The sequence below is a fragment of the Candidatus Schekmanbacteria bacterium RIFCSPLOWO2_02_FULL_38_14 genome, from assembly GCA_001790855.1.
GTDB lineage: Bacteria > Schekmanbacteria > GWA2-38-11 > GWA2-38-11 > GWA2-38-11 > 2-02-FULL-38-14-A.
Genome location: MGDH01000010.1, coordinates 39,206 through 59,414, shown reverse-complemented (window position 1 = coordinate 59,414; position 20,209 = coordinate 39,206). Strand labels below are relative to the sequence as shown.

Genomic DNA, 20,209 nt, shown 5'->3' with positions numbered 1-20,209 from the left:
GTCTGCTTTTATGTCAATAAAGCGCTTTCAAAACAATGATATAGAAGGGTTTGGGAAAAGACTGGAATTTTTTCAAATCCTCATGCTTTTTTGCGCTTTAGTTATAATAATAAGAATGTGGGGCCTCCAGATAACAGAGGGTGAGAGTTTTAAGAAGGAAGCAGACAACAACAGAATAAGGACTATTTCTGAACCCGGTATTCGCGGAAATATTTTTGACAGAAATGGTACCCTCCTTGCTTTTAACCGCCCAAGCTTTACTGCAGAACTTGTTCTTGAAAATATTCCAAAAAATCTAAACAAGGAAAAACTTATTAAGAAAATCTGTACTCTTCTGGATATTTCTTCTGAAACAGTTTCTGCAAAGGTAAAATCTCTTCCAAAACAACTTTATTTCCAGCCAATAGTTTTAAAGAAAAATCTTGAAAGAGGGACTTTAGCATATTTGGAAGAACACAAAGAGGAACTAACGGGTGTTGAGATAAAGATTGAACATAGAAGATTTTATCCTTTTGAAACAGTGGCTTCGCATTTGATTGGTTATATAGGTGAAGCGAGCCAGAGCAATATAGACAAGTTCAACTATCTAAAATATGGAGCATTGGTAGGGAAATCCGGAGTCGAAAAATATTTTGACAGGACAATACGAGGCGAATACGGATGGCGGAAGGTTGTGAAAGATAGTCTTGGAAGAGAAAAAGAGGAACTTTTTTCACTATCAAAAAAATCTGAAAGGGGAAAGGATATATGCCTTACTGTTGATTTGCCGCTTCAGATATATGCTGAAGGACTTCTTGGAAACAGGAAGGGTTCGATTGTAGCTATGAACCCTAAAAATGGTGACATTCTGATAATGGCAAGTCATCCATCCTTTGACCCAAATCTTTTTGCTGCAGGGTTATCTGCAAAGGAGTGGAGAAGTTTATTCAACGATACAGGACATCCATTGCAAAACAGAGCGGTTCAGAGCCAGTATCCATCAGGGTCGGTTTTTAAAATTGTAACTGCCATTGCTGCAATGAATGAAGGACTTATAAATGAGGATTACAGTATTATATGCAATGGAAGTATGTATTTTGGAAATAAAAATTTTCTCTGCTGGAAAAAGGAAGGACATGGAAGTGTTGATATTTATCGTGGCATAATGAACTCATGTAATGTATTTTTCTATAATCTTGGTAAACGTCTTGATGTGAATACCCTCGCACGGTATTCGCGCTATTTTGGGTTAGGGGAGAAAACAGGGGTTGAACTACCTTTTGAAGAGAGAGGATTGGTTCCTGATTCAGAGTGGAAATTAAAGTTCTTGAAGAAGCCATGGATTAAAAGTGAGACTCTTTTTATGGCTATCGGGCAGGGGTATCTGCTTGTTACTCCGATACAGCTGGCAAAAATGGTAATGGCAGTGGCTAATGACGGAGTTATAGTTAATCCGGATGTTATATATTCTCCTACAAGGCAGAAAAATAACCTTAAATCATTTAGGAAAGAGATTCCTGTTAAAAAAGAGGTTTTTGATATTGTAAAAGAGGGATTGATAAATGTTGTTAACAGCGGAACAGGATGGAGGGCAAAAGTTAATGGCATAACTATTGCCGGAAAAACAGGAACTGCCCAGGTTATAAGCCTTCAAACTTCAAAATATTTAAAAGCCAAAGGTGAATTTTCTGCAGATTTAAAGGACCATGCATGGTTTGTAGCTTTTGCTCCAGCTGAAGACCCGCAGATAGTTCTTTCGATACTTGTTGAAAATGGGGGTTTTGGCGGAGAAGTATGTGCTCCAATCGCAAAGGAGCTTATTAATTTTTATTTTAATGCGACAGGGCAGGAAAGAGAAAAACTGATTACAGACTATTCAACAGAGTTCCTCGGCGCTTTGCATCGGAGTAGTTCATTCTGAGTAATCAGATTGTTTTTCTGTTTTATTTTTTTACCTGAAAGGAGATTCAAGTGGAAAGAACTTTAATCACCGGAGGCGCAGGTTTTTTAGGTTCCCATCTCTGTGACCTTCTGCTTGCTGAAGGGCATCAGGTTATCTGTATGGATAACCTGATAACCGGAAATCTTGAGAACATAATCCATCTTTTTGAGAATCCAAACTTCAAATTTATCAAATATGACGTAACTGGATATGTCCATATAGCCGGGCATCTGGATAATATTCTCCATTTTGCATCCCCTGCAAGCCCTATAGACTATATGGAATTCCCTATTCAGACCTTAAAGGTTGGTTCCCTTGGGACTCATAAGGTGCTGGGCCTTGCAAAGGAGAAGAAAGCCCGCTTCCTCATTGCATCAACTTCAGAGGTTTATGGAGACCCTTTAGAACATCCTCAGAGAGAAGAATACTGGGGGAATGTCAATCCTGTTGGACCCAGAGGAGTGTATGATGAGGCAAAAAGATTTGCAGAGGCTATGACAATGGCATATCACCGCTATCACAGGGTTTCAACAAGGATAGTGAGGATTTTTAATACCTATGGTCCACGCATGAGAATAAATGATGGCAGGGCTCTTCCAACATTTATGAGCCAGGCTCTGACTGGTGAGAATATAACCGTTTTTGGGGACGGGAGCCAGACAAGGAGTTTCTGCTATGTTTCAGATCTTATAAGAGGGATTTATAGACTTCTCAACTCTGATTATGTTGAGCCTGTTAACATAGGGAATCAGGAGGAAGTAACAATACTTGAATTTGCAAAAGAAATAGTTGAGCTTACAGAAAGCAAGAGCAGGATAGTTTTTAAAAATCTTCCTGTTGATGACCCTAAAATCAGACAGCCTGATATAACAAAAGCTAAAAAGATATTGAGCTGGCACCCAGAAGTACCAAGAAGAGAGGGGTTAAGAATGACCCTTGAATATTTCAAAAAGAAATTAGAGATTGATAAAAGATAATTTTTTTTATGCAGATAATAGCTGACTTTCATATTCACTCCAAATACAGCCGTGCTACAAGCAAGGAGATGGATGTTGAAAATCTCTGTAAGTGGGCTGATATAAAAGGAATAAACCTTCTTGGAACAGGAGATTTTACCCACCCTACATATTTCTATTATTTAAAAAGCAAGCTCGAACCTGAAGGTAATGGATTTTTCAGGTTAAAAGGAAAAAATGGGAAAGCTAGATTTATACTTACAGCAGAGGTAAGCAATATTTTTTCTCAGGGAAAAGCAAGGGGGAGAAGAATCCATAACCTTATCTTTGCTCCATCATTTGAAGTGGTAGCAAAAATTAATTCCAAGCTTGAAAAACTCGGAAAGCTTTCATCAGATGGAAGACCAATATTCGGGTTTCCTGCAAAGGAACTTGTAAAGATGATAATGGATATTTCAGATGAGTGCATGATAATTCCTGCCCATGCATGGACTCCGTGGTTTTCAGTATTTGGCGCTAACTCGGGGTTTGATTCAATAGAAGAGTGTTTTGGAGAAGAGTCAAAGCATATTTATGCTATTGAAACAGGGCTCTCATCTGACCCTGCAATGAACTGGCGCATCTCAGGCCTTGATAAGATTTCCTTAATTTCAAACTCAGATGCCCATTCACCTTCAAAGCTTGGAAGAGAGGCAAATGTTTTTGACTGCGAGTTTAGCTACAGGGAGATAATGAAGGTTTTAAAAAAAAAGGATGAGAAAAAATTTCTCTACACAATTGAGTTTTTCCCAGAAGAGGGAAAATACTACTATGATGGACACAGGAACTGTAAGGTTCTTCTTTCTCCATCTGAAACAAAAAAACATAATTACATTTGTCCGAATTGTAATGGAAAAATTACAGTTGGTGTAATGCATAGGGTAGAGGTTTTGGCTGACAGGAAAGAAGGCTTTACTCCTGAAAGAACAATCCCCTACAAAAGTTTAATTCCTTTACAAGAAATTATCGCTGAGTGTTTAGGATTTGGCGTTAATTCAGCAGCAGTTGTTAATGAATACAAAAAGATTGTTGGTTTGGGAGGTTCAGAATTTAATGTTTTTTTAGAACTTGAGCAGGATGATTTAAAGAAGATAGCTTCTCCTAAAATAGTTGAGGGAATAATGAGAATGAGAGAGGGAAGGGTTAGTATCAGGCCAGGTTATGATGGTGAATACGGAAAAGTAAAAATCTTTGAATATGGAGAAGAAGAGAAAAAAAAAGGAAAGGAACAGATGAGTCTGTTTTAGCAACCTGCTTTTTCTTTTTTGCTAATTTCTGAAATAATAAACTTTTTTTGCATTAGAAGTCATGTTTGCACCAATATTACCTGTATTCTTTACAGATTTGAAAAGAACACCTAAACCGTAATCTCAATTATCTTAACCTTGCTCAAGTCTCTCACACCAAGTCCAAGCTTTTCAGCGTGTTCCTGCGTTGCTGAGACCATCTCTGTTGAAAAGGTGGGATCATATTTTTCAAGAATCTTTGCACAGTAGGCGTCTATAACAACCATATCTCCTCCCAAAATCAGTTTGCTTATCCCTGCTTTTACTTCTCCGCCAAGGGAGATGAGGTGTTCTCTCAGCATGATTGAGTTTGCGTCAACAATATTTAAATCAGGTCTGACAGCATCAGCAAATTCTGATATAGTTTTCATATAAAAGGCTTTTCCCTCATCACCCTGAGAGGATTTTATATGAGCATTTGTTCTTAGCATCTGGTGGACTGCTCCAAAGTTGTTCTTTAAAGAGCAGGACATGCAGGCTGCGCTGTGTTTTTTGAGGACAGCCGTATTTATAATTATAGGAACATTCAGTAAAATTTTGTTGACTGGAATTACAGGATTTGCTTCCCATGCGTTTCTTTTCTGATCAGCAAACGCTTCTGTTTTCATGCAGTCTGTTGCTATGACTTCAACTTCTGCTTTTTTACCTTTTTCAAACATCTTGTGAAAAGCAAATTTTCTATCCTTCCCTCCATAGAGGTCTGAGCCCGGAGAGTCGCAGATTGTTGTTTTCTTTGCACCTATTTTTTTGAAGTAGTTTGCAATTGCAATTGCAAAATCAGGGTCAGTTGTTACAGGGTAAGGCTGTGGTGAGACAAAGTTCGGCTTTATCACTATATCTTTTCCTTTTACGAACTTCTCTATTCCTCCAAGTGCTTCTATTCCTGCTTCAAGCATTTTTGCCTTGTCTTCTCCTTCAACGATAACAAGGAGGTTTTTTCCATCTTTAACAAACTGATTTTTCCATGCTTCTCTGACAAAAGGGATTACAGTGGTTTCAGAGTGAGCAAGTTTTGCAAGGGCATCAACAGATGATAAGGTCAATGCACTTGCTGAAAGGGTTTTTAAAAAAATGCGACGGGAAAAAGATTTTGAATCAGACATTAGAAATCCTTTCTTATATTTATGATTAAAATACGAATTTGTTATTTTATTCCTTTCAAACCCTTATACGCTTCCATTTCTTTCTCAGCTTCATTGTTATTACCCTGACTTGCATAGATTGTGGACAGTATTAGATGGATATCAGAATCTTTTGGGTCAAGTTCAAGGGATTTTTTAAGCTCGTTAATTGCTTCATCATATTTCTGCATATCAATTAAAACAAACCCCATTCTTTTATGTGGAAGTGGAGACTGCGGGTTTATTTCAGAGGCTTTCTTGTATTCATCGTAAGCTGCCTTGAACTGATTGATAATCTCAAAATACCTTCCTATTCCAATATGGGCTTCAATATTTTTTGGGTCAAGGAATGTTGCCTTGCTAAAAGCCTGCATTGCCTCCTGAAGTTTTGACATCTCATAGTAATATGCATTTCCAAGAAGGACGTAGATTCCTGCATTTTTCGGGTCAAGCTCAGATGCTTTTTTATAAGATTCAACTTCTTTATCAAACTGTTTTTTTTCTTTGAATTCCTGTGCAGATTTTAGAAGAGAAGATATCTCTTTATCAGTAACTTCAGATGAAACAGAAAATGTTATTAAAGATAGAGTAATTGCTAAAATCAGTGAGATTTTTTCTTTAAAGCTCATTTTAAAATTCTTTCTTTGTTAAAATCAGGGAATCGGAAGTTAATTAATGTTGGAAATAAGATATGAAAAAAATTGATAATTTGTCAAATTGAAAATAAAAAATTGAAGGGTTATTGGTGATTAGCAAATCATCTTGTTTTTCTGTAATATCCTCTGACATAGGTTCCATATTTTTTGTAATAACCCTTTACATATTCCTTTGAGAAAGACCTGTGAATTGATTTTGGTTTTGCGATTTTGATTTCTGAATCAGTTCTATCTCCTTTAGAACTCCATAACCCTTTCCCATTTTTTCTTGCGTCGCTTTCAATGGTCCTGTAGGAGTTTAACTCCCTGAAGGGAAATCTTGTGTAGGCGTGACCATAACCATTCCTGATTATTTCTTTATTTAAACAAGTTCCATCAGGAAGATAAACATAGCAGAGAGTCCTGTCGTATTTATCTTTTCTCTGCCAGTCAAATCCGATCCTCACTTTTTTGCCAAGGCATTCTTTTACAATGAATTCCCTTGCCTCTTTTGCAAAATACTGGACAGGTTTTCTGGGGTGGTGAAGCTCAGGGGTATCAACACCAATCAGACGGATATGTTCTCCGTTGTTTAAAACAATGGTATCTCCATCTATCACTTTTTCAACTACATAGCTTTCCTGTGAAGAAGCCGGAGAAAAAGCCTGAGAAATAAAAGGATAAAAGAGTAAAAACAGAATCGTCAATAAAGCCTTTTTTTTCATATTCACCTCAGGCAAACTTATTTCGCTTATTAGCTTGTTTTACTTGATAAGTTTTATTGTCTTGGTTTTTAAAATTTACAGAATATTAAAAAATGCTGTTTTATGGCTTGAATTATTTATTTCAAGGGTATAATCATTAATTGACAGATGATAGCCAAAGACTGAGGGCGATTTTGTGGTAGATTTTTTGGAAATTATAAAGACAAGAAGGTCAGTAAGAAAGTTTAAAAAAGAACCTCTTCCTGATTCTGATATACTTAAAATAATAGAAGCAGCTTCTTACGCCCCTTCGGGGAATAACAAGCAGAACTGGCATTTCATAGTTATAAAATCTTCTGCGGTTATAAACAGCATGTCAGAAGCGGTAAAAAATAAGATGCAAGGGCTTGCAGAACAGATAAACAGTGAAGAGGATAGAAGGGGGCTTTTAAACTACAGCAGGTTTTATACTGTTTTTGAAAATGCGCCTGTAACCATTGCCTGTATAATGAAACCCTATGAATCTCCTGCTACAAGGATATTAAAGGCTCATAGCCTTGAAAGGGGATATAAAAGCACAGGAGGACTTCAAGGGGTGAGTGCTGCAATAGAAAATATTCTTCTTGCATCTAAGGCACTCGGATATGGTACATGCTGGATGACCGGGCCAATGATTGCACGGACAGAGCTTGAAAAAATTCTTGGTGTTTCTGCACCTGATGAGCTTGTTGCCCTTGTTCCGCTTGGAGTGCCTGAAAAACAGCCTCCAATGCCTGATCGCAAAAAAATTGAAGAAATCATTACCTTTAAATGAAAATGGATTTTGAGATTAACATCCGCAAAATAATATCTGAGTCTTTTGTAATTATTCTTTTAAGCGCAATTGCAGGAATTTCTTATAATCGCCTATCAAATAATGGAATCCCTCTAATTGCTCCTTCGATAATAAAAGAAAGCAAGTCAATTTCTTCTCAGGATGATAAAAATGAGAATCTGAGAAAAATAACATTAAAGGAGGCATATGAGCTTTATAATAAGGGAGAGGCTGTATTTCTTGATGCCCGTGCTGAGGAAGAATACAGGAAAGGTCACATAAAGACTGCAATGAACCTTCCCTACACGTTTCCAATAAAGAAAAAATTTGAAATCATATCTCCTATTCCAAAAAAGGTTGTGCTTGTATCATATTGTGATGGAGCTGAGTGTAATGCGAGTGAAGGGCTTGCAATAGACTTGGCACAGCTTGGTTATAAAAAGGTCATGATTTTTTTTGGCGGGTGGAAGGAATGGAATAACGCCGGGTATCCGGTTGATAAGTAGGTGCAAGTCAATGACTTGCTTAGTTCGGAGTTATGAGCTTGGAACTCGTAGTGTTAAGGGGCAAGATGTGCAGGCTACAAACAACAGAATACGGATTCCGGAAGAATTGATATAAAATATGTTAAAACTAATCAGCAATAAATACCTAACCTTAATCTTTCGCTTAGCCTTGGGAGTGATATTTCTCATTGCAAGCTTTGATAAAATTGTTTCTCCTGCTGATTTTGCTTCTTCAATAAGAAACTACAGGATACTACCCTTTTATTTTGTAAATATCATGGCAATCATAATGCCATGGCTTGAACTTTTCTGCGGGATTTTTTTAATTCTTGGTGCCTTTACACGCGCATCTGCCTTACTGATTTCCTTTATGCTTGTAATTTTTGCGATTGCTATATTTTCAGCAATAGTTAGGGGGCTTGATATTGACTGTGGTTGCTTTAAGAATGGCATTATGGCAGGCAAGGCAGGATGGAAAAAGTTTTTTGAAGATATCCTCATGATTATAATGGGGATACAGATATTTTTTTCTCAGAGCAGTTTTTTAAGCATTGAAGAAATTTTAAAAAACAGAAAAACCAAATCGCCTTAAGAAAATCAAATTGACTTATTTCTTTCAGTATGTTAGCAACACCAAAAAGTCATAAGTCATAAGTTATAAGTCATTAGTCGTTAGTAAAATATAAAGCTTACCACTTATAACTTATAGCTATAAAGAGGAGCTTATATATGACCGTAACAAAGGAAGAATTAGTCGAGAATGGATCTATAACAATTTACTGCAAGAGATGTGATGCTGAAACTCAGCATTTAATAAGATCCAAATCCTCAGATAAAGTTAAAATTCACTGTAACCCATGCGGAAAAAATTCTGCCCGTCTTCTCAGAAGGCTTTTAAAGGAAAAGAGCCCAAGCGAGAAGGGGAGAAGGAGAAGGTCTATTGACGACAAGAAAGCTCCTCAGTATATGGAAGAAGCCTATTACGAAGAACTTTCAAAACAGAATCCAAAGCCCTACAGCCAGCAGGGAATTTACCAACTTGATGATGTTATAGAACATAAAATATTTGGTCTCGGCAGGGTTGTTGACCAGAGAGGTGAGAACAAAATCGTGGTTCTTTTCTATAACATTGGCGAGAAAAAACTTATTTGCGATAAGATTGTAAGCCCGTCTTAAAAAGTTAAAAATAAATTACCCCGCAGCAAAGTTACGGGGTAATTCAATAAAGAGCAGAGAATACGGAATGCTTTAACATTCCGTATTTTTTTTCTGTTACATTATTCTGTCGTGAATAGGCTTAAGTCCAATCCTGTTGACAAGATGATAAAGATGCTCGTGAGGACCTGCTTCAGTCTTAATAAGGTTAACTGATGCTTCCAAAGCCTTCATAGCAGTTCCAAGGGGTTCATTCTTGAAAAGCTCTTTGGCATCTGTATGCCATCTTCCAAACCTTCCACCGACAAGAACTCTAACTCCCTGTCTTTTGTTCTTTATAGCGCTTACAGGGCAGGCTTCAATACATGCGCCGCAGATTACACAGGCACGTCTGTTAATTTTCAGTTTGTCGTGCTTGAACAGGATTGCATCATCAGGGCATACTTCAATGCATTTCCCGCACTTGTTACATGTTTCCTGGTCAACTTCTGGTTCAATTACTCCGTGCATTCCAAAATCCTTTGTCTCAGCAGAAGTGCAGTTATTAGGGCAGGAGGAGATTGAAACAGTAAAAAAATTGTGTGGCATAAAGGGTTCATCCGTCTTATCAGCAATTATCTCTGTAAGTTTTATTGCCTCAAGTTTTTCCTTTACTGCTTTTCCTACTTCCTTGACATCGATTATCTGGCGCGGACATCCAAAAAACCTCTGGTGGCATAACTCAACCCTGTAGAGTGCGGGACCTTTGTTGAGCTCAAGTTCAGGGTCAACATCATCATCTTTTTTCCCTTCTGTCCGGACGCAGCAGATTCTTTCCTTGAAGCTGTCCCCTAACATTTCAAAGTAATCATCTCTTGTCTTGTCCACATCTTCCATGGTTACCTTAGAACGTTTTTTTGCTCTTGCAAGCTTTTCAGCATAAAGGATAGTCATATTTTTTATGATTTCCGGCACCGGTATCATATCAACAACTTCTTTCGCTTGTGGTTCCCAATCCATACATTGTCCTCCTATAAGAAATTAGATTACAAGTTTTTTACTTTTTTTACTTAATTTGTCAATAGGTATAAAAAATATTTACAAATACTTTACTTTTCCAATAATTGTTTGCTGAAGAGGGGATTTTTAGATGTCCGTTTTAGTAGGGGCTTAGTCAGAAAATTAAGCAGATTATATACTATTGCAGAAATCTATAACTATCTTAGATTAAAAACCATAATTATATTGAAAGATTTTTTTATAGAGCTTATTTTATAAAGGAAAGGAACAAATAAAGCGGGAATGTTCGGTCCTCAGCGTCTTGATATATGGGCATACATGTATTGCCATTACTGGAAGGGAGGTGACCAGTGCAAGTTCTGCCCGGTTAATTTGATTTTTAATGGGATGTTAAAAACGGATACTGGTATTGATTAAAGGAAAAAAATGATTTCTCTTGGTGAGGTTTCTTATCAGATTACAGGAAAACCGGTAAAATGCCTGATTGCCGGTTCCCTTTTCAAGGAATTTCTGATAAAAGAGAGAGAAAGATTTGGCGGTGATTCAGACATTCAGTCTGTATGGATAGTTTCACCAATTGAAGTACGGAATCAGTCAAGGCTGGTGCGGAGAGAAGAGGAATGGCGTGAAAGGCCGTTTTGCAACATTCACCTTGATAGATTAAAAAAAGACAGATAAAAGATTTTATGTGGATTATTGACATCCTGGTATCAATATGTAAATTTATTATTAAATATTTTAAATCATATGGAGCAGTAAATGGAGCGCATTCAGAACCTGCGGGTCAAAAGCATACAAAATTTGCCTTCGCCTCAATTGCTGAGGAAGAAGTTTTCCATTGGAATTACAGCCAAGCAGACTGTGCTTGCTGCCCGCAAAACCATAAATAATATTTTAGAGAGAAGGGATAAGCGATTACTGGTAATAGTCGGTCCCTGTTCCATTCATGACCCAAAGTCAGCCATGGAATATGCCCAAAGGCTTAAAGAGCTTAAGGAAGAAATGAGAGATTCTCTCTTTGTTGTAATGCGGACCTATTTTGAAAAACCAAGAACAACGATTGGATGGAAAGGTTTTATCAATGACCCCCGTATGGATGAGTCCTGCGACATGGCATACGGATTGGAGAAAGCAAGGGAGATTTTATTGGCTCTCGCAAAAATGGAATTGCCATCTGCTGCTGAAACACTTGATACTATTACAATAAATTATATAAGCGACCTTTTAAGCTGGGTCTCAATTGGCGCAAGGACAGTCGAATCTCAGCCCCACCGTGAATTAGCAAGCGGTCTTTCAATGCCGGTTGGTTTTAAAAATAATACCAGTGGTGAAATAAAAGTTGCAATTGATGCAATTGAGTCAGCCCGCCAGCCGCACAGTTTCCTTGGAGTTAATGAAAGAGGCGAAGTCTCTATTGTCAGGACCAAAGGGAACCCTTTTGGACATCTTGTTTTGCGGGGAGGCAACAATTCACCCAATTGCGATCCTAAAAATGTGGAAAATGCAATTATCTCTCTTGCAGAAAGAAACCTCAGCCAGACTCTGGTAATTGACTGCTCCCACGGCAATTCCAGGAAAAAGCACAAAAACCAAATAAGTATTTGCCATGATGTTGTTTCCCAGAGAATTGCTGGAAACAAAAACATTGTCGGGGTAATGCTTGAGAGCAATCTTTTTGATGGCAGCCAGAAAATTACTAATGATTTATCAAAACTTCAATACGGAGTTTCTGTAACTGATGAGTGCATGGGCTGGGAAGATACTGAGAAACTGCTGAGAGAAACATACAGGTCAGTATCATCGCATCTTTAATGCAGTTTGTCTTTCCTTTTACTAACCCATCATAGGATGATAGCCCTTTAATGCGCCCTGCCTGAAAAGATATGTTACCATTGCCCTTGCGGGAAAGCCGTCTATCAAGGATTTTGCCATCCTTAATGATGATGGCGTAAGCCTCTTTATAATGCTATTTACTGAATAGGAGCTTTTGCAAGCATAATAATATCCATTTTCTAAAACTTCTGAAGTCATCAGTTTAGGCTTAAATACAACGTGGGTACAGTCGTATTTAGACCAGTCCCTCTCAAAAATTCTTCCTTCTGATTCTAATTGCTGGTAAAGAGGAGTTTTAGGGTAAGGAGTCAATACCCAATAACAGGGGAAATCAATCTTTGCATCATCCATAAATTTGACTGTTTTTTCAAAAATGGTTTCATCAGCATAATCAAATCCAAATACCATCAATCCCATTACGCTGATTCCCTTGCTGTGGAGCTTTTCTGCCACATAAAAATAATCATCTACCTTGTTAAAGGATTTATTCACAGATTTTAAACTTCCCTCTGACAGACTTTCAAAGCCTATCATCAGGTTTACACAGCCACTTTCTCTTGCCAGTTCCAAAAGTTCTTCATTATAGGCAATATGCATACAACATTGGGATATCCAGCTTTTTTTTAATGGAGTAATAGCTTTAAACAATGCTTTTGCCCTCTCAGGATTTGCTGCAATGTTATCATCCACAAAAAATATATCTTCAGATGCAATTTCCTCAAGCTCTCTAACAACATCCTCTATTGATCTGTGCCTGTAAGTGCTTCCAAAAAATTTAGTTACTGAACAGTACCCGCAATTATGCGGGCATCCTCTTGTCGTTTGTACCAGCTTGAAGTCTACCTTATATTTATGAAGTGGAAGTTTAGATAGTTTAGGAGAAGGAATGTGTGTTATATCCATGTGCCCTCTGCTGAGATATACAGGTTTTAAATTTCTATGCTTTAGATCAGCTAAGACCTCTTCCCATACCCCTTCTGCTTCTCCAATGACGACACTATCAACGTGCTTTTGAGATTCTTCCGGAAGCAGAGAGGCGTGTATACCTCCCATTATAGTTTTTTTGCCCCTCTTTATAAATTCTTTTGCGATCTGATAAGCCCTTGGAGCCTGCACAGTAGTTGCTGTTATAGCAACAGAATCAACATCCGCGTTAAAGTCAATATCTTCAATATATTCATCTACAATAGTTGTTTCAAAGTCATCAGGAGTAATTGCTGCAAGTTGAGGCAAAGCAAGCCTTGGGAGCCAGGGCAATTTACTTTTCCACACAGTCCCATCCTCTTTCAGATGGGATGGCTGAACAAATAACATCTTTAATTTATTAAACTTGTTATCGCTGTTCATAATAGAGATGGAGTTATTGTAAAAATATTATCTTATAAAAATTAAAATTAAATTAATTTCGAATTAAAATATCTTAAGTTAATAAGCACAATTGTAAGATGACAGCCTTTTAATGCACCCAGCATTAACAGATATGTTTGTATGGCTTTCATCCCGTTCCCCTGTCCAAACTTCTGTACTGGATAGCCTCTGAGAGATGCTCAGGCTTAATATTGAGAGTTTCTTCCAAGTCCGCAATTGTCCGCGAGACCTTTAAGATGCGGTCATAGGCGCGCGCTGAGAGGGCGAATCTGTTGATTGCTGTTTCAAGGAGCTTTTGCCCTGCTTCATCAATGGCACAGAATTTTTTTATCTGCTTAGGCGACATGTGGGCATTGCAGAAAATCCCGTCCCCTTTGAAACGCTCCTGCTGGACCTTTCTTGCAGAGTTAATTCTTCCACGGATTACTTTTGACGGCTCGCCTGCTGAATCTGAGGAAAGCTCTTTATATTTTAAAGCCGGTATCTCTATGTGGATGTCAATGCGGTCAAGAAGCGGTCCTGATATTTTAGCGTGATATTTGTGAATCTGCCCCGGTGAGCAGGTACATTCTTTCTTTGTATCAAATTTAAAACCGCAGGGGCAGGGGTTCATAGCAGCAGCAAGCATAAAGCGCGCCGGAAATGTGAGTGATGCAGATGCCCTTGAGATTGTAACTCTGCCGTCCTCTAAAGGCTGGCGCATTACCTCAAGGACATTTCTCTTAAATTCAGGCAACTCATCAAGAAACAGCACCCCGTTGTGCGATAGGCTTACTTCACCGGGCATTGGAATTGCACCTCCGCCTATCAGCCCTGCATCTGAAATCGTGTGGTGTGGGGAACGGAATGGTCTTGTTCCAACCATTGCCTGGCTTTTTTCAAGCAGTCCCACTACAGAATGGATCTTTGTTGTCTCAATTGCTTCTTCAAAGGTCATATCAGGAAGGATTGTTGGCAGGCGTTTTGCAAGCATTGTTTTTCCTGAGCCAGGAGAGCCTATCATTATGATGTTGTGCCCTCCTGCGGCTGCAACCTCTAAGGCTCTTTTTGCGTGCTCCTGTCCCTTAACATCAGTAAAGTCGGTCCTGTGTCTCGAGTTGTTTTCAAAGATTTTTTCTAAATCTATCTTCACAGGCAAGAGTTCAAGCCTTCCATTTAAAAATTCTACTGCTTCCGGAAGTGAGGAAATAGGATATACTTTTACTCCATTTACAACTGCTGCCTCATCGCAGTTTTCTTTTGGCAGGATAATCCCTTTTTTTCCGGAATCCCGCGCTGCAACAGCCATTGGAAGTGCGCCCTTGATTGTCCTGATAGTTCCGTCAAGAGAGAGCTCACCAAGGATTACATAGTCTTTAAGGACACCTTCATCAATTAAGCCCTGTGCGGCAATTATTCCTATTGCAATTGGAAGGTCAAAGATAGGTCCCTCTTTCTTAATGTCAGCAGGGGCGAGGTTGACTGTTATTCTTCTTACAGGAAACTCAAAACCGGTATTGACTATTGCTGCCTTTACCCTGTCCTTGCTCTCCTTTACAGCAGCATCAGGAAGCCCGACAGTTGAGAAGGTTGGAAGCCCGAGGGCAATGTCTACTTCAACTTCGACAATATATGCATCAATCCCGATTGTGGCGCAGCTTAGTACCCGGGAAAGCATCCGCTCCTCTTTTTAAATAGATTTTATTTGTGTGATTTAATTGAAAAAAGATTTTTATAAATCTTTATATGCCTTTTTTGGCAGTGTCAAGAAAGAAAAGTAAAAAGAGTTTAATGGGAGATAAAGGCGCGGGGATTTAAATGCTTGTCAATTCTTAAATTTAAGATATTAAGATAAAAGAAAACCATAAAGAGAAGATTTCTTTTCTGGCAAAACAGGAAACAGTATTTTCAAAAAAGGTTTATTAATGAGCAGTTCTGCATTTCTTCCGGCTACGAAAAAAGAGATGCTTGAAAGGGGCTGGGACTATGTTGATGTGGTTCTGATTACCGGCGATGCCTATGTTGACCATCCATCATTTGGAGTAGCACTTATAGGAAGGTGGCTTGAGGCACATGGATACCGCGTGGCAATACTCAGCCAGCCACGTTATCACAACCCTGATGACTTCAGGAGATTTGGAAAGCCCCGTCTCTTTTTTGGAATCACAGCGGGGAATGTGGATTCAATAGTCTCTAACTACACAGGAAATGCAAAGGTCAGGGATTTTGATGACTATTCACCGCAGGGAAATCCATATTTTGGGAAGGAGCAAAGCAAGACTTCAAGGCGCAAGCCTGACAGGGCATCTATCTCTTACTCAATTCTTGCAAGGGCTGCATACAAAAATATTTCGGTTGTTCTTGGCGGGCTTGAGGCATCGCTGCGGAGATTTGTCCACTATGACTTTCAGCAGGAAAAACTGCGCGCCTCTGTCCTGACCGATTCCAAGGCAGACCTTCTTGTATACGGCATGGGCGAGCGGACAGTGCTTGAGATAGCAGGCAGGCTTGAACAGGGCAGAGGCTTGAGTGGCATAGCCGGAACATGTGAAAGGATAAGCGATAAGGAGATGAAGGAAAGGGGTTTTGAGAAGCCGCCCCTTGTATTGCCTTCATGGCAGGATATACAGAAAGATGTAAGAAAATTTATGGATGCAGAGCTTGATGTGGACAGGCATGCCAGAGCCCTTTCACAGGTTCCGGTACTCCAGAGCCAGCAGGCTATGTGGGTGCTGCAGAACAAGCCCGCAGAACCGCTTAAAGCAGCAGAGCTTGATTCCCTTTACTGCCTCCCTTTTGCCCGCGCTCCGCATCCTGAGTCAGGGGATGTGCCGGCTTACAGAATGATACGACATTCTGTAACCATAGTAAGGGGGTGTTCCGGGAATTGTTCCTTTTGTGCCATAGCACGACATCAGGGTCCTTTGATAATAAGCCGCAGCCATGAATCTGTTCTTGAAGAAGTAAAAAATATTACCATGATGCCTGATTTTAAGGGAACAATAAACGACCTTGGAGGTCCCACAGCAAACCTTTACGGAACGTCATGCAGAAACTCATCTTCCTGTATTAAGCACGATTGCCTCTATCCAAGGGTCTGTAATTATCTCAGAATGGATGAGAATGCCTTTGTAGGATTGCTGGAAAAGATTTCAAGAGTCAAGGGAGTAAAACATGTTTTTGTATCGTCAGGACTTCAGATGGAACTGCTTCTGCGTACACCAAGGCTATTAGCAAGATTACTGGACAAACATATTCCCGGAGTGATGAAGATAGCGCCTGAGCATACTGAGGCAGGGGTTTTGCGGCTGATGCATAAACAAGGCTCAGAGATTCTTTCCCAGTTTCTGAAAAAATGCAGGGAGATAGCTTTAAAACAGGGCAAGAAGATATATTTTTCTCCCTACTTCATATCTGCCCATCCGGGGTGTACTCTTAAGGATATGGAGGCTCTTGCAGAGAAGATAAAAAGAATGGGATTTTCTGTGCGGTTCTTTCAGGATTTTACACCAACCCCGGGCACACTTTCTACTGCCATGTATGTTACAGGGATTGACCGCAACACACTCAATCCGGTTTATGTTCCTCGCAAGGCAGGTGAACGCAGGGAACAGAGAATGATACTTGAGAAAATGCGAAGGAGGTAATTTTATTAAAATATAATTTGAATACCCCGTCTTTAGACGGGGAGGAAAAGTTGCTTTTCTTGTATATCATTGATCCGAAAATTCCATCGGACAGGCGTCCCGCCTGACTATTTTCATGTGCCTCTGTGAGCGCCAATGGCTCGTAACGATTTCTGCCTGCCTGCCGGCAGGCAGGCGTAAGCAGGAATCCAGTCCTTCGACAAGCTCAGGATGCATGGTGAGCTCTGAGCCTTGCCGAAGAGTCGAACCATGGATTCCAGTTCCCCGATCGCAGTCGAGGACAAGTTTCACGGGATGACAAACGAACAAAATAAATTCAAAAGCCCCGCCTTTAGGCGGGGTTCTTTATTACAGTTTAGAGCCAGCCCTGCCTGATAAAGTGGTTAGAATGGATTAAATTTGCAATAAATCAGTAAAGATGTATTATACACATCCTAACTGATTAACTGAAAGGAGACAGAAAGGTATTAATATGAAACGTGAAGATTTAAGGAACATAGCTATTATTGCCCATGTTGACCACGGCAAAACAACCCTTGTCGACTGGATGCTCAGGCAGTCAGGGATATTCCGCTCCAATGAAAAGGTACAGGAGCGGGTGATGGACAATATAGACATTGAGAGAGAGCGCGGCATCACTATAATGGCAAAGAACACAGCCGTTGAATATATGGGCGTGAAGATAAATATTGTGGATACTCCGGGCCATGCTGATTTTGGCGGGGAAGTTGAACGTACGCTCAAAATGGTTGATGGCGTGCTCCTGCTTGTTGACGCATCAGAAGGACCCCTCCCACAGACAAGGTTTGTCCTCAAAAAAGCCCTTGAGCAGAACCTTCCTCCAATCCTTGTCATAAATAAAATAGACAGGCCTGACGCAAGGATTCAGGATGTGCTTAATGAAATATATGACCTTTTTATTGACCTTGATGCCACAGAAGAGCAGCTTGAATTCCCGATAGTTTACACAAACGCAAAACTGGGAATAGCAAAGCTCTCTCTTGATGAAGACTCAAAAGATTTGAAAGTCCTTTTTGAGCAGATTTTAAAAACAATCCCTCTCCCTGAAGGTGATGAAAAGGGGTTGCTTCAGCTGCTTGTTACAAATATTGATTATAACGACTATGTTGGCAGGCTTGGAATAGGAAGAATATTTTCAGGCTCTATAAGGGTCGGAGACCTTGTAGCAATGGCAGGCAACAATGGAGGAGTTGTTAAAACAAAAATAACATCTCTTTCCGGGTTTAAAGGACTTGAACGGGTTGAGATAAATGATGCCTCAATGGGAGATATTGTTGCCCTTGCAGGACTTGAAGGGATAAACATTGGCGATACAATAACAGATGCGGAAAAGCCAAAACCCCTTCCAAGAATCAAGGTTGATGAGCCTACAATCTCTATGGTCTTTTCTATTAATACCTCTCCATTTGGAGGGAAGGAAGGAAAATACAGCAATTCAAGAAACTTAAGAGAGAGGCTTGAAAAGGAGCTTCTTTATAATGTAGCCATAAGGGTTGATTTTGACAACACGGATTCCTTTAAGGTTTATGGCAGAGGAGAACTGCAGCTTGCCATACTTATTGAGATGATGAGGAGGGAAGGGTATGAGCTTTCAGTTTCAATGCCAGAGGCAGTAACAAAGAAGATTGACAGCATTTTACACGAGCCAATGGAAAACCTTGTAATAGATGTTCCTGAGGAATTTGTCGGGGTGGTTACGCAGCAGGTCGGGATGCGCAGGGGAAGAATGATAAAGATGCAGAATAACGGGCATGGCAGGGTTCGTCTTGAGTTCAGAATACCGGCACAGGGACTTATAGGTTTCCGTTCGCAGTTTCTCACAGATACTAAAGGGACAGGGCTCTTAAATCATATCTTTGATGGCTATGAGCCATGGCAGGGGCAGATTTCAAAACGTTTTTCAGGAGCCCTTGTTGCAGACAGGGAGGGAAGGTCAACAACTTACGCGCTTTTCCACCTTCAGCCAAGAGGAATACTTTTTATAAAAGAAGGGATTCATGTGTACGAGGGAATGGTTGTTGGCGAGAACTCAAGAGATAATGACCTTGATGTAAATGTGACAAAGGAAAAAAAACTTACAAACATCAGGGCTGCAGGCTCTGATGAGAACCTCCTCCTTATCCCGCCGCGCATAATGAGCCTTGAGCAGGCAATAGAATTTATCAAGGAGGACGAGCTTGTTGAAGTTACTCCCCTTTCAATCCGCATCAGGAAGAAAACCCTGGACCCAAGCAGGAGGAAGAAGGTAATAAAAGGATAAAAAGTTAAGGAGAAAGAGATACTTGGCATATTAAAATAGCTGAAATTTTTCTGTTAAATAAAAATAAAAATTATGGAATGGGTTGCCTTGACAAAGAAGGGATAAGTTGTTAAGTCGCCAAAAAAATTTTGATTTAAATATGCCATTAATTGTCCGGTGAGGTTAGGCTACAAGGTGGCTCTGAATGAGCGCAAAACAGTTGGACCCCACAGCGCTTTCAATGCTGTATATACGCTCATCTACAGGCAAACTCGTCGAGCTTGATTCTGTGGTAGACATCAGGATTGGCATGGGACCACTTACAGTTAATCATCTAGGCCAGATACCTGCAGTAACTCTTTCCTTTAACCTGAAGCCCGGAGTTCCTTTGAGCAAGGCTGTTGAAAGCGTGCACAGACTTGCAGACCAAACCCTCCCGCAAACAATCACAGCAAGTTTTCAGGAAACTGCGCAGGCATTTGAATCTTCAGCAAAGGGTCTGGGGCTTCTTTTGATTGTGGCAATACTTGTGATATACATTGTGCTGGGGATTCTTTATGAGAGCTTCATACATCCCCTGACCATACTTTCAGGACTTCCGTCAGCAGGTGTCGGAGGGCTGATAACACTTCTTATTTTTAAAAAAGATTTGAATATCTATGCCTTTGTAGGGCTTATAATGCTTATGGGGATAGTGAAGAAAAATGCTATTATGATGATTGACTTTGCTCTTGAGGCTGAACGCAGGGAAGGGAAATCTCCTGCAGAAGCGATTTATAAGGGCTGCCTTGTGCGTTTCCGTCCAATAATGATGACAACAATGGCTGCCATTATGGGGACGCTCCCGATAGCGCTTGCTTTTGGCGCAAGCGGTGAGGCGCGGCAGACGCTCGGACTCACAGTTGTTGGCGGGCTCATCTTTTCACAGCTAATTACTCTCTACATAACACCTGTTATATATATATACCTTGACAGGTTTCAGGCAA

The 20,209-nt window shown here is 39.9% G+C and carries 17 protein-coding genes and 2 pseudogenes (2 of these 19 cut by a window edge); 12 read left to right on the top strand and 7 right to left on the bottom strand.

Translation table 11 applies throughout. From position 1 onward, the window contains the following. Positions 1–10: 10 nt before the first annotated feature. Genes A3H37_10990 through A3H37_10980 form a run of 3 tightly spaced genes read left to right on the top strand, consistent with a single transcriptional unit; the run spans position 11 to position 4,163 of the window. Complete coding sequence (locus A3H37_10990) at positions 11–1,900, top strand: penicillin-binding protein 2 (protein OGL50994.1); 1,890 nt, start codon at positions 11–13, stop codon at positions 1,898–1,900. Positions 1,901–1,950: 50 nt separating this feature from the next. Further along, positions 1,951–2,898: an NAD-dependent dehydratase gene (locus tag A3H37_10985; GenBank protein ID OGL50993.1), complete on the top strand. Its 948-nt coding sequence runs from the start codon at positions 1,951–1,953 to the stop codon at positions 2,896–2,898. A gap of 8 nt (positions 2,899–2,906) precedes the next feature. Next, on the top strand, positions 2,907–4,163 hold the full coding sequence (locus A3H37_10980) for a DNA helicase UvrD (GenBank protein OGL50992.1): 1,257 nt from the start codon (positions 2,907–2,909) through the stop codon (positions 4,161–4,163). Positions 4,164–4,273: 110 nt separating this feature from the next. Here A3H37_10980 and A3H37_10975 read toward each other — a convergent pair whose 3' ends face one another. From A3H37_10975 to A3H37_10965, 3 genes are all read right to left on the bottom strand, one after another. Next, complete coding sequence (locus A3H37_10975; protein OGL50991.1) at positions 4,274–5,305, bottom strand: hypothetical protein; 1,032 nt, start codon at positions 5,303–5,305, stop codon at positions 4,274–4,276. Positions 5,306–5,346: 41 nt separating this feature from the next. Next, a complete protein-coding gene (locus A3H37_10970) occupies positions 5,347–5,952 on the bottom strand; it encodes a hypothetical protein (GenBank protein OGL50990.1) in 606 nt (201 codons plus the stop codon). A 128-nt stretch (positions 5,953–6,080) separates the two neighbouring features. Beyond that, entirely contained in the window at positions 6,081–6,683 is a 603-nt protein-coding gene (locus A3H37_10965) for a hypothetical protein (GenBank protein OGL50989.1), read from the bottom strand. 187 nt (positions 6,684–6,870) lie between these two features. Here A3H37_10965 and A3H37_10960 point away from each other — a divergent pair, with 187 nt between their 5' ends. From A3H37_10960 to A3H37_10945, 4 genes are all read left to right on the top strand, one after another. Continuing rightward, entirely contained in the window at positions 6,871–7,476 is a 606-nt protein-coding gene (locus A3H37_10960) for a hypothetical protein (GenBank protein OGL51044.1), read from the top strand. Beyond that, positions 7,473–7,982: a hypothetical protein gene (locus A3H37_10955; GenBank protein ID OGL50988.1), complete on the top strand. Its 510-nt coding sequence runs from the start codon at positions 7,473–7,475 to the stop codon at positions 7,980–7,982. The genes A3H37_10960 and A3H37_10955 overlap by 4 nt, the downstream gene beginning before the upstream one ends. A 118-nt stretch (positions 7,983–8,100) precedes the next feature. Next, positions 8,101–8,574, top strand: coding sequence for a hypothetical protein (locus tag A3H37_10950; GenBank protein ID OGL50987.1), 474 nt, complete (start codon positions 8,101–8,103; stop codon positions 8,572–8,574). A gap of 137 nt (positions 8,575–8,711) precedes the next feature. After that, positions 8,712–9,158, top strand: a complete 447-nt coding sequence (locus tag A3H37_10945; GenBank protein ID OGL50986.1) for a hypothetical protein — start codon at positions 8,712–8,714, stop codon at positions 9,156–9,158. Between the two features lie 96 nt (positions 9,159–9,254). Here the strand turns inward: A3H37_10945 and A3H37_10940 are convergent, their stop codons facing one another. After that, positions 9,255–10,136: a hypothetical protein gene (locus A3H37_10940; GenBank protein ID OGL50985.1), complete on the bottom strand. Its 882-nt coding sequence runs from the start codon at positions 10,134–10,136 to the stop codon at positions 9,255–9,257. Positions 10,137–10,562: 426 nt separating this feature from the next. Between A3H37_10940 and A3H37_10935 the strand changes: the two genes are divergently transcribed. Further along, positions 10,563–10,814, top strand: a complete 252-nt coding sequence (locus tag A3H37_10935; protein ID OGL50984.1) for a hypothetical protein — start codon at positions 10,563–10,565, stop codon at positions 10,812–10,814. An 81-nt stretch (positions 10,815–10,895) separates the two neighbouring features. Continuing rightward, positions 10,896–11,948: a 3-deoxy-7-phosphoheptulonate synthase gene (locus tag A3H37_10930; protein OGL50983.1), complete on the top strand. Its 1,053-nt coding sequence runs from the start codon at positions 10,896–10,898 to the stop codon at positions 11,946–11,948. 21 nt (positions 11,949–11,969) lie between these two features. Here the strand turns inward: A3H37_10930 and A3H37_10925 are convergent, their stop codons facing one another. Both A3H37_10925 and A3H37_10920 read right to left on the bottom strand, forming a co-directional pair. Beyond that, positions 11,970–13,316 (bottom strand): hypothetical protein, encoded by a 1,347-nt coding sequence (locus A3H37_10925; GenBank protein OGL50982.1) that lies wholly within the window; start codon positions 13,314–13,316, stop codon positions 11,970–11,972. Between the two features lie 148 nt (positions 13,317–13,464). Next, entirely contained in the window at positions 13,465–14,994 is a 1,530-nt protein-coding gene (locus A3H37_10920) for a hypothetical protein (GenBank protein OGL50981.1), read from the bottom strand. A 247-nt stretch (positions 14,995–15,241) separates the two neighbouring features. Here A3H37_10920 and A3H37_10915 point away from each other — a divergent pair, with 247 nt between their 5' ends. From A3H37_10915 to A3H37_10905, 3 genes and pseudogenes are all read left to right on the top strand, one after another. After that, entirely contained in the window at positions 15,242–16,963 is a 1,722-nt protein-coding gene (locus tag A3H37_10915) for a YgiQ family radical SAM protein (protein ID OGL50980.1), read from the top strand. Between the two features lie 472 nt (positions 16,964–17,435). Then, entirely contained in the window at positions 17,436–19,244 is a 1,809-nt protein-coding gene (locus A3H37_10910; GenBank protein ID OGL50979.1) for a GTP-binding protein TypA, read from the top strand. Positions 19,245–19,428: 184 nt separating this feature from the next. Then, positions 19,429–20,209: pseudogene (locus tag A3H37_10905) on the top strand (hypothetical protein) (it continues 56 nt past the right edge of the window). Further along, positions 20,202–20,209 (bottom strand): annotated as a pseudogene (locus A3H37_10900) (hypothetical protein) (it continues 829 nt past the right edge of the window). The pseudogenes A3H37_10905 and A3H37_10900 sit on opposite strands and share 64 nt — an antisense overlap.

Coding starts and splice junctions, on each gene's coding strand:
- A3H37_10990 (OGL50994.1), top strand. CDS start 11: ATGTCAATAAAGCGCTTTCAAAACAATGATATAGAAGGGTTTGGGAAA.
- A3H37_10980 (OGL50992.1), top strand. CDS start 2,907: ATGCAGATAATAGCTGACTTTCATATTCACTCCAAATACAGCCGTGCT.
- A3H37_10975 (OGL50991.1), bottom strand. CDS start 5,305: ATGTCTGATTCAAAATCTTTTTCCCGTCGCATTTTTTTAAAAACCCTT.
- A3H37_10970 (OGL50990.1), bottom strand. CDS start 5,952: ATGAGCTTTAAAGAAAAAATCTCACTGATTTTAGCAATTACTCTATCT.
- A3H37_10965 (OGL50989.1), bottom strand. CDS start 6,683: ATGAAAAAAAAGGCTTTATTGACGATTCTGTTTTTACTCTTTTATCCT.
- A3H37_10955 (OGL50988.1), top strand. CDS start 7,473: ATGAAAATGGATTTTGAGATTAACATCCGCAAAATAATATCTGAGTCT.
- A3H37_10950 (OGL50987.1), top strand. CDS start 8,101: ATGTTAAAACTAATCAGCAATAAATACCTAACCTTAATCTTTCGCTTA.
- A3H37_10945 (OGL50986.1), top strand. CDS start 8,712: ATGACCGTAACAAAGGAAGAATTAGTCGAGAATGGATCTATAACAATT.
- A3H37_10940 (OGL50985.1), bottom strand. CDS start 10,136: ATGGATTGGGAACCACAAGCGAAAGAAGTTGTTGATATGATACCGGTG.
- A3H37_10935 (OGL50984.1), top strand. CDS start 10,563: ATGATTTCTCTTGGTGAGGTTTCTTATCAGATTACAGGAAAACCGGTA.
- A3H37_10930 (OGL50983.1), top strand. CDS start 10,896: ATGGAGCGCATTCAGAACCTGCGGGTCAAAAGCATACAAAATTTGCCT.
- A3H37_10925 (OGL50982.1), bottom strand. CDS start 13,316: ATGAACAGCGATAACAAGTTTAATAAATTAAAGATGTTATTTGTTCAG.
- A3H37_10920 (OGL50981.1), bottom strand. CDS start 14,994: ATGCTTTCCCGGGTACTAAGCTGCGCCACAATCGGGATTGATGCATAT.
- A3H37_10915 (OGL50980.1), top strand. CDS start 15,242: ATGAGCAGTTCTGCATTTCTTCCGGCTACGAAAAAAGAGATGCTTGAA.
- A3H37_10910 (OGL50979.1), top strand. CDS start 17,436: ATGAAACGTGAAGATTTAAGGAACATAGCTATTATTGCCCATGTTGAC.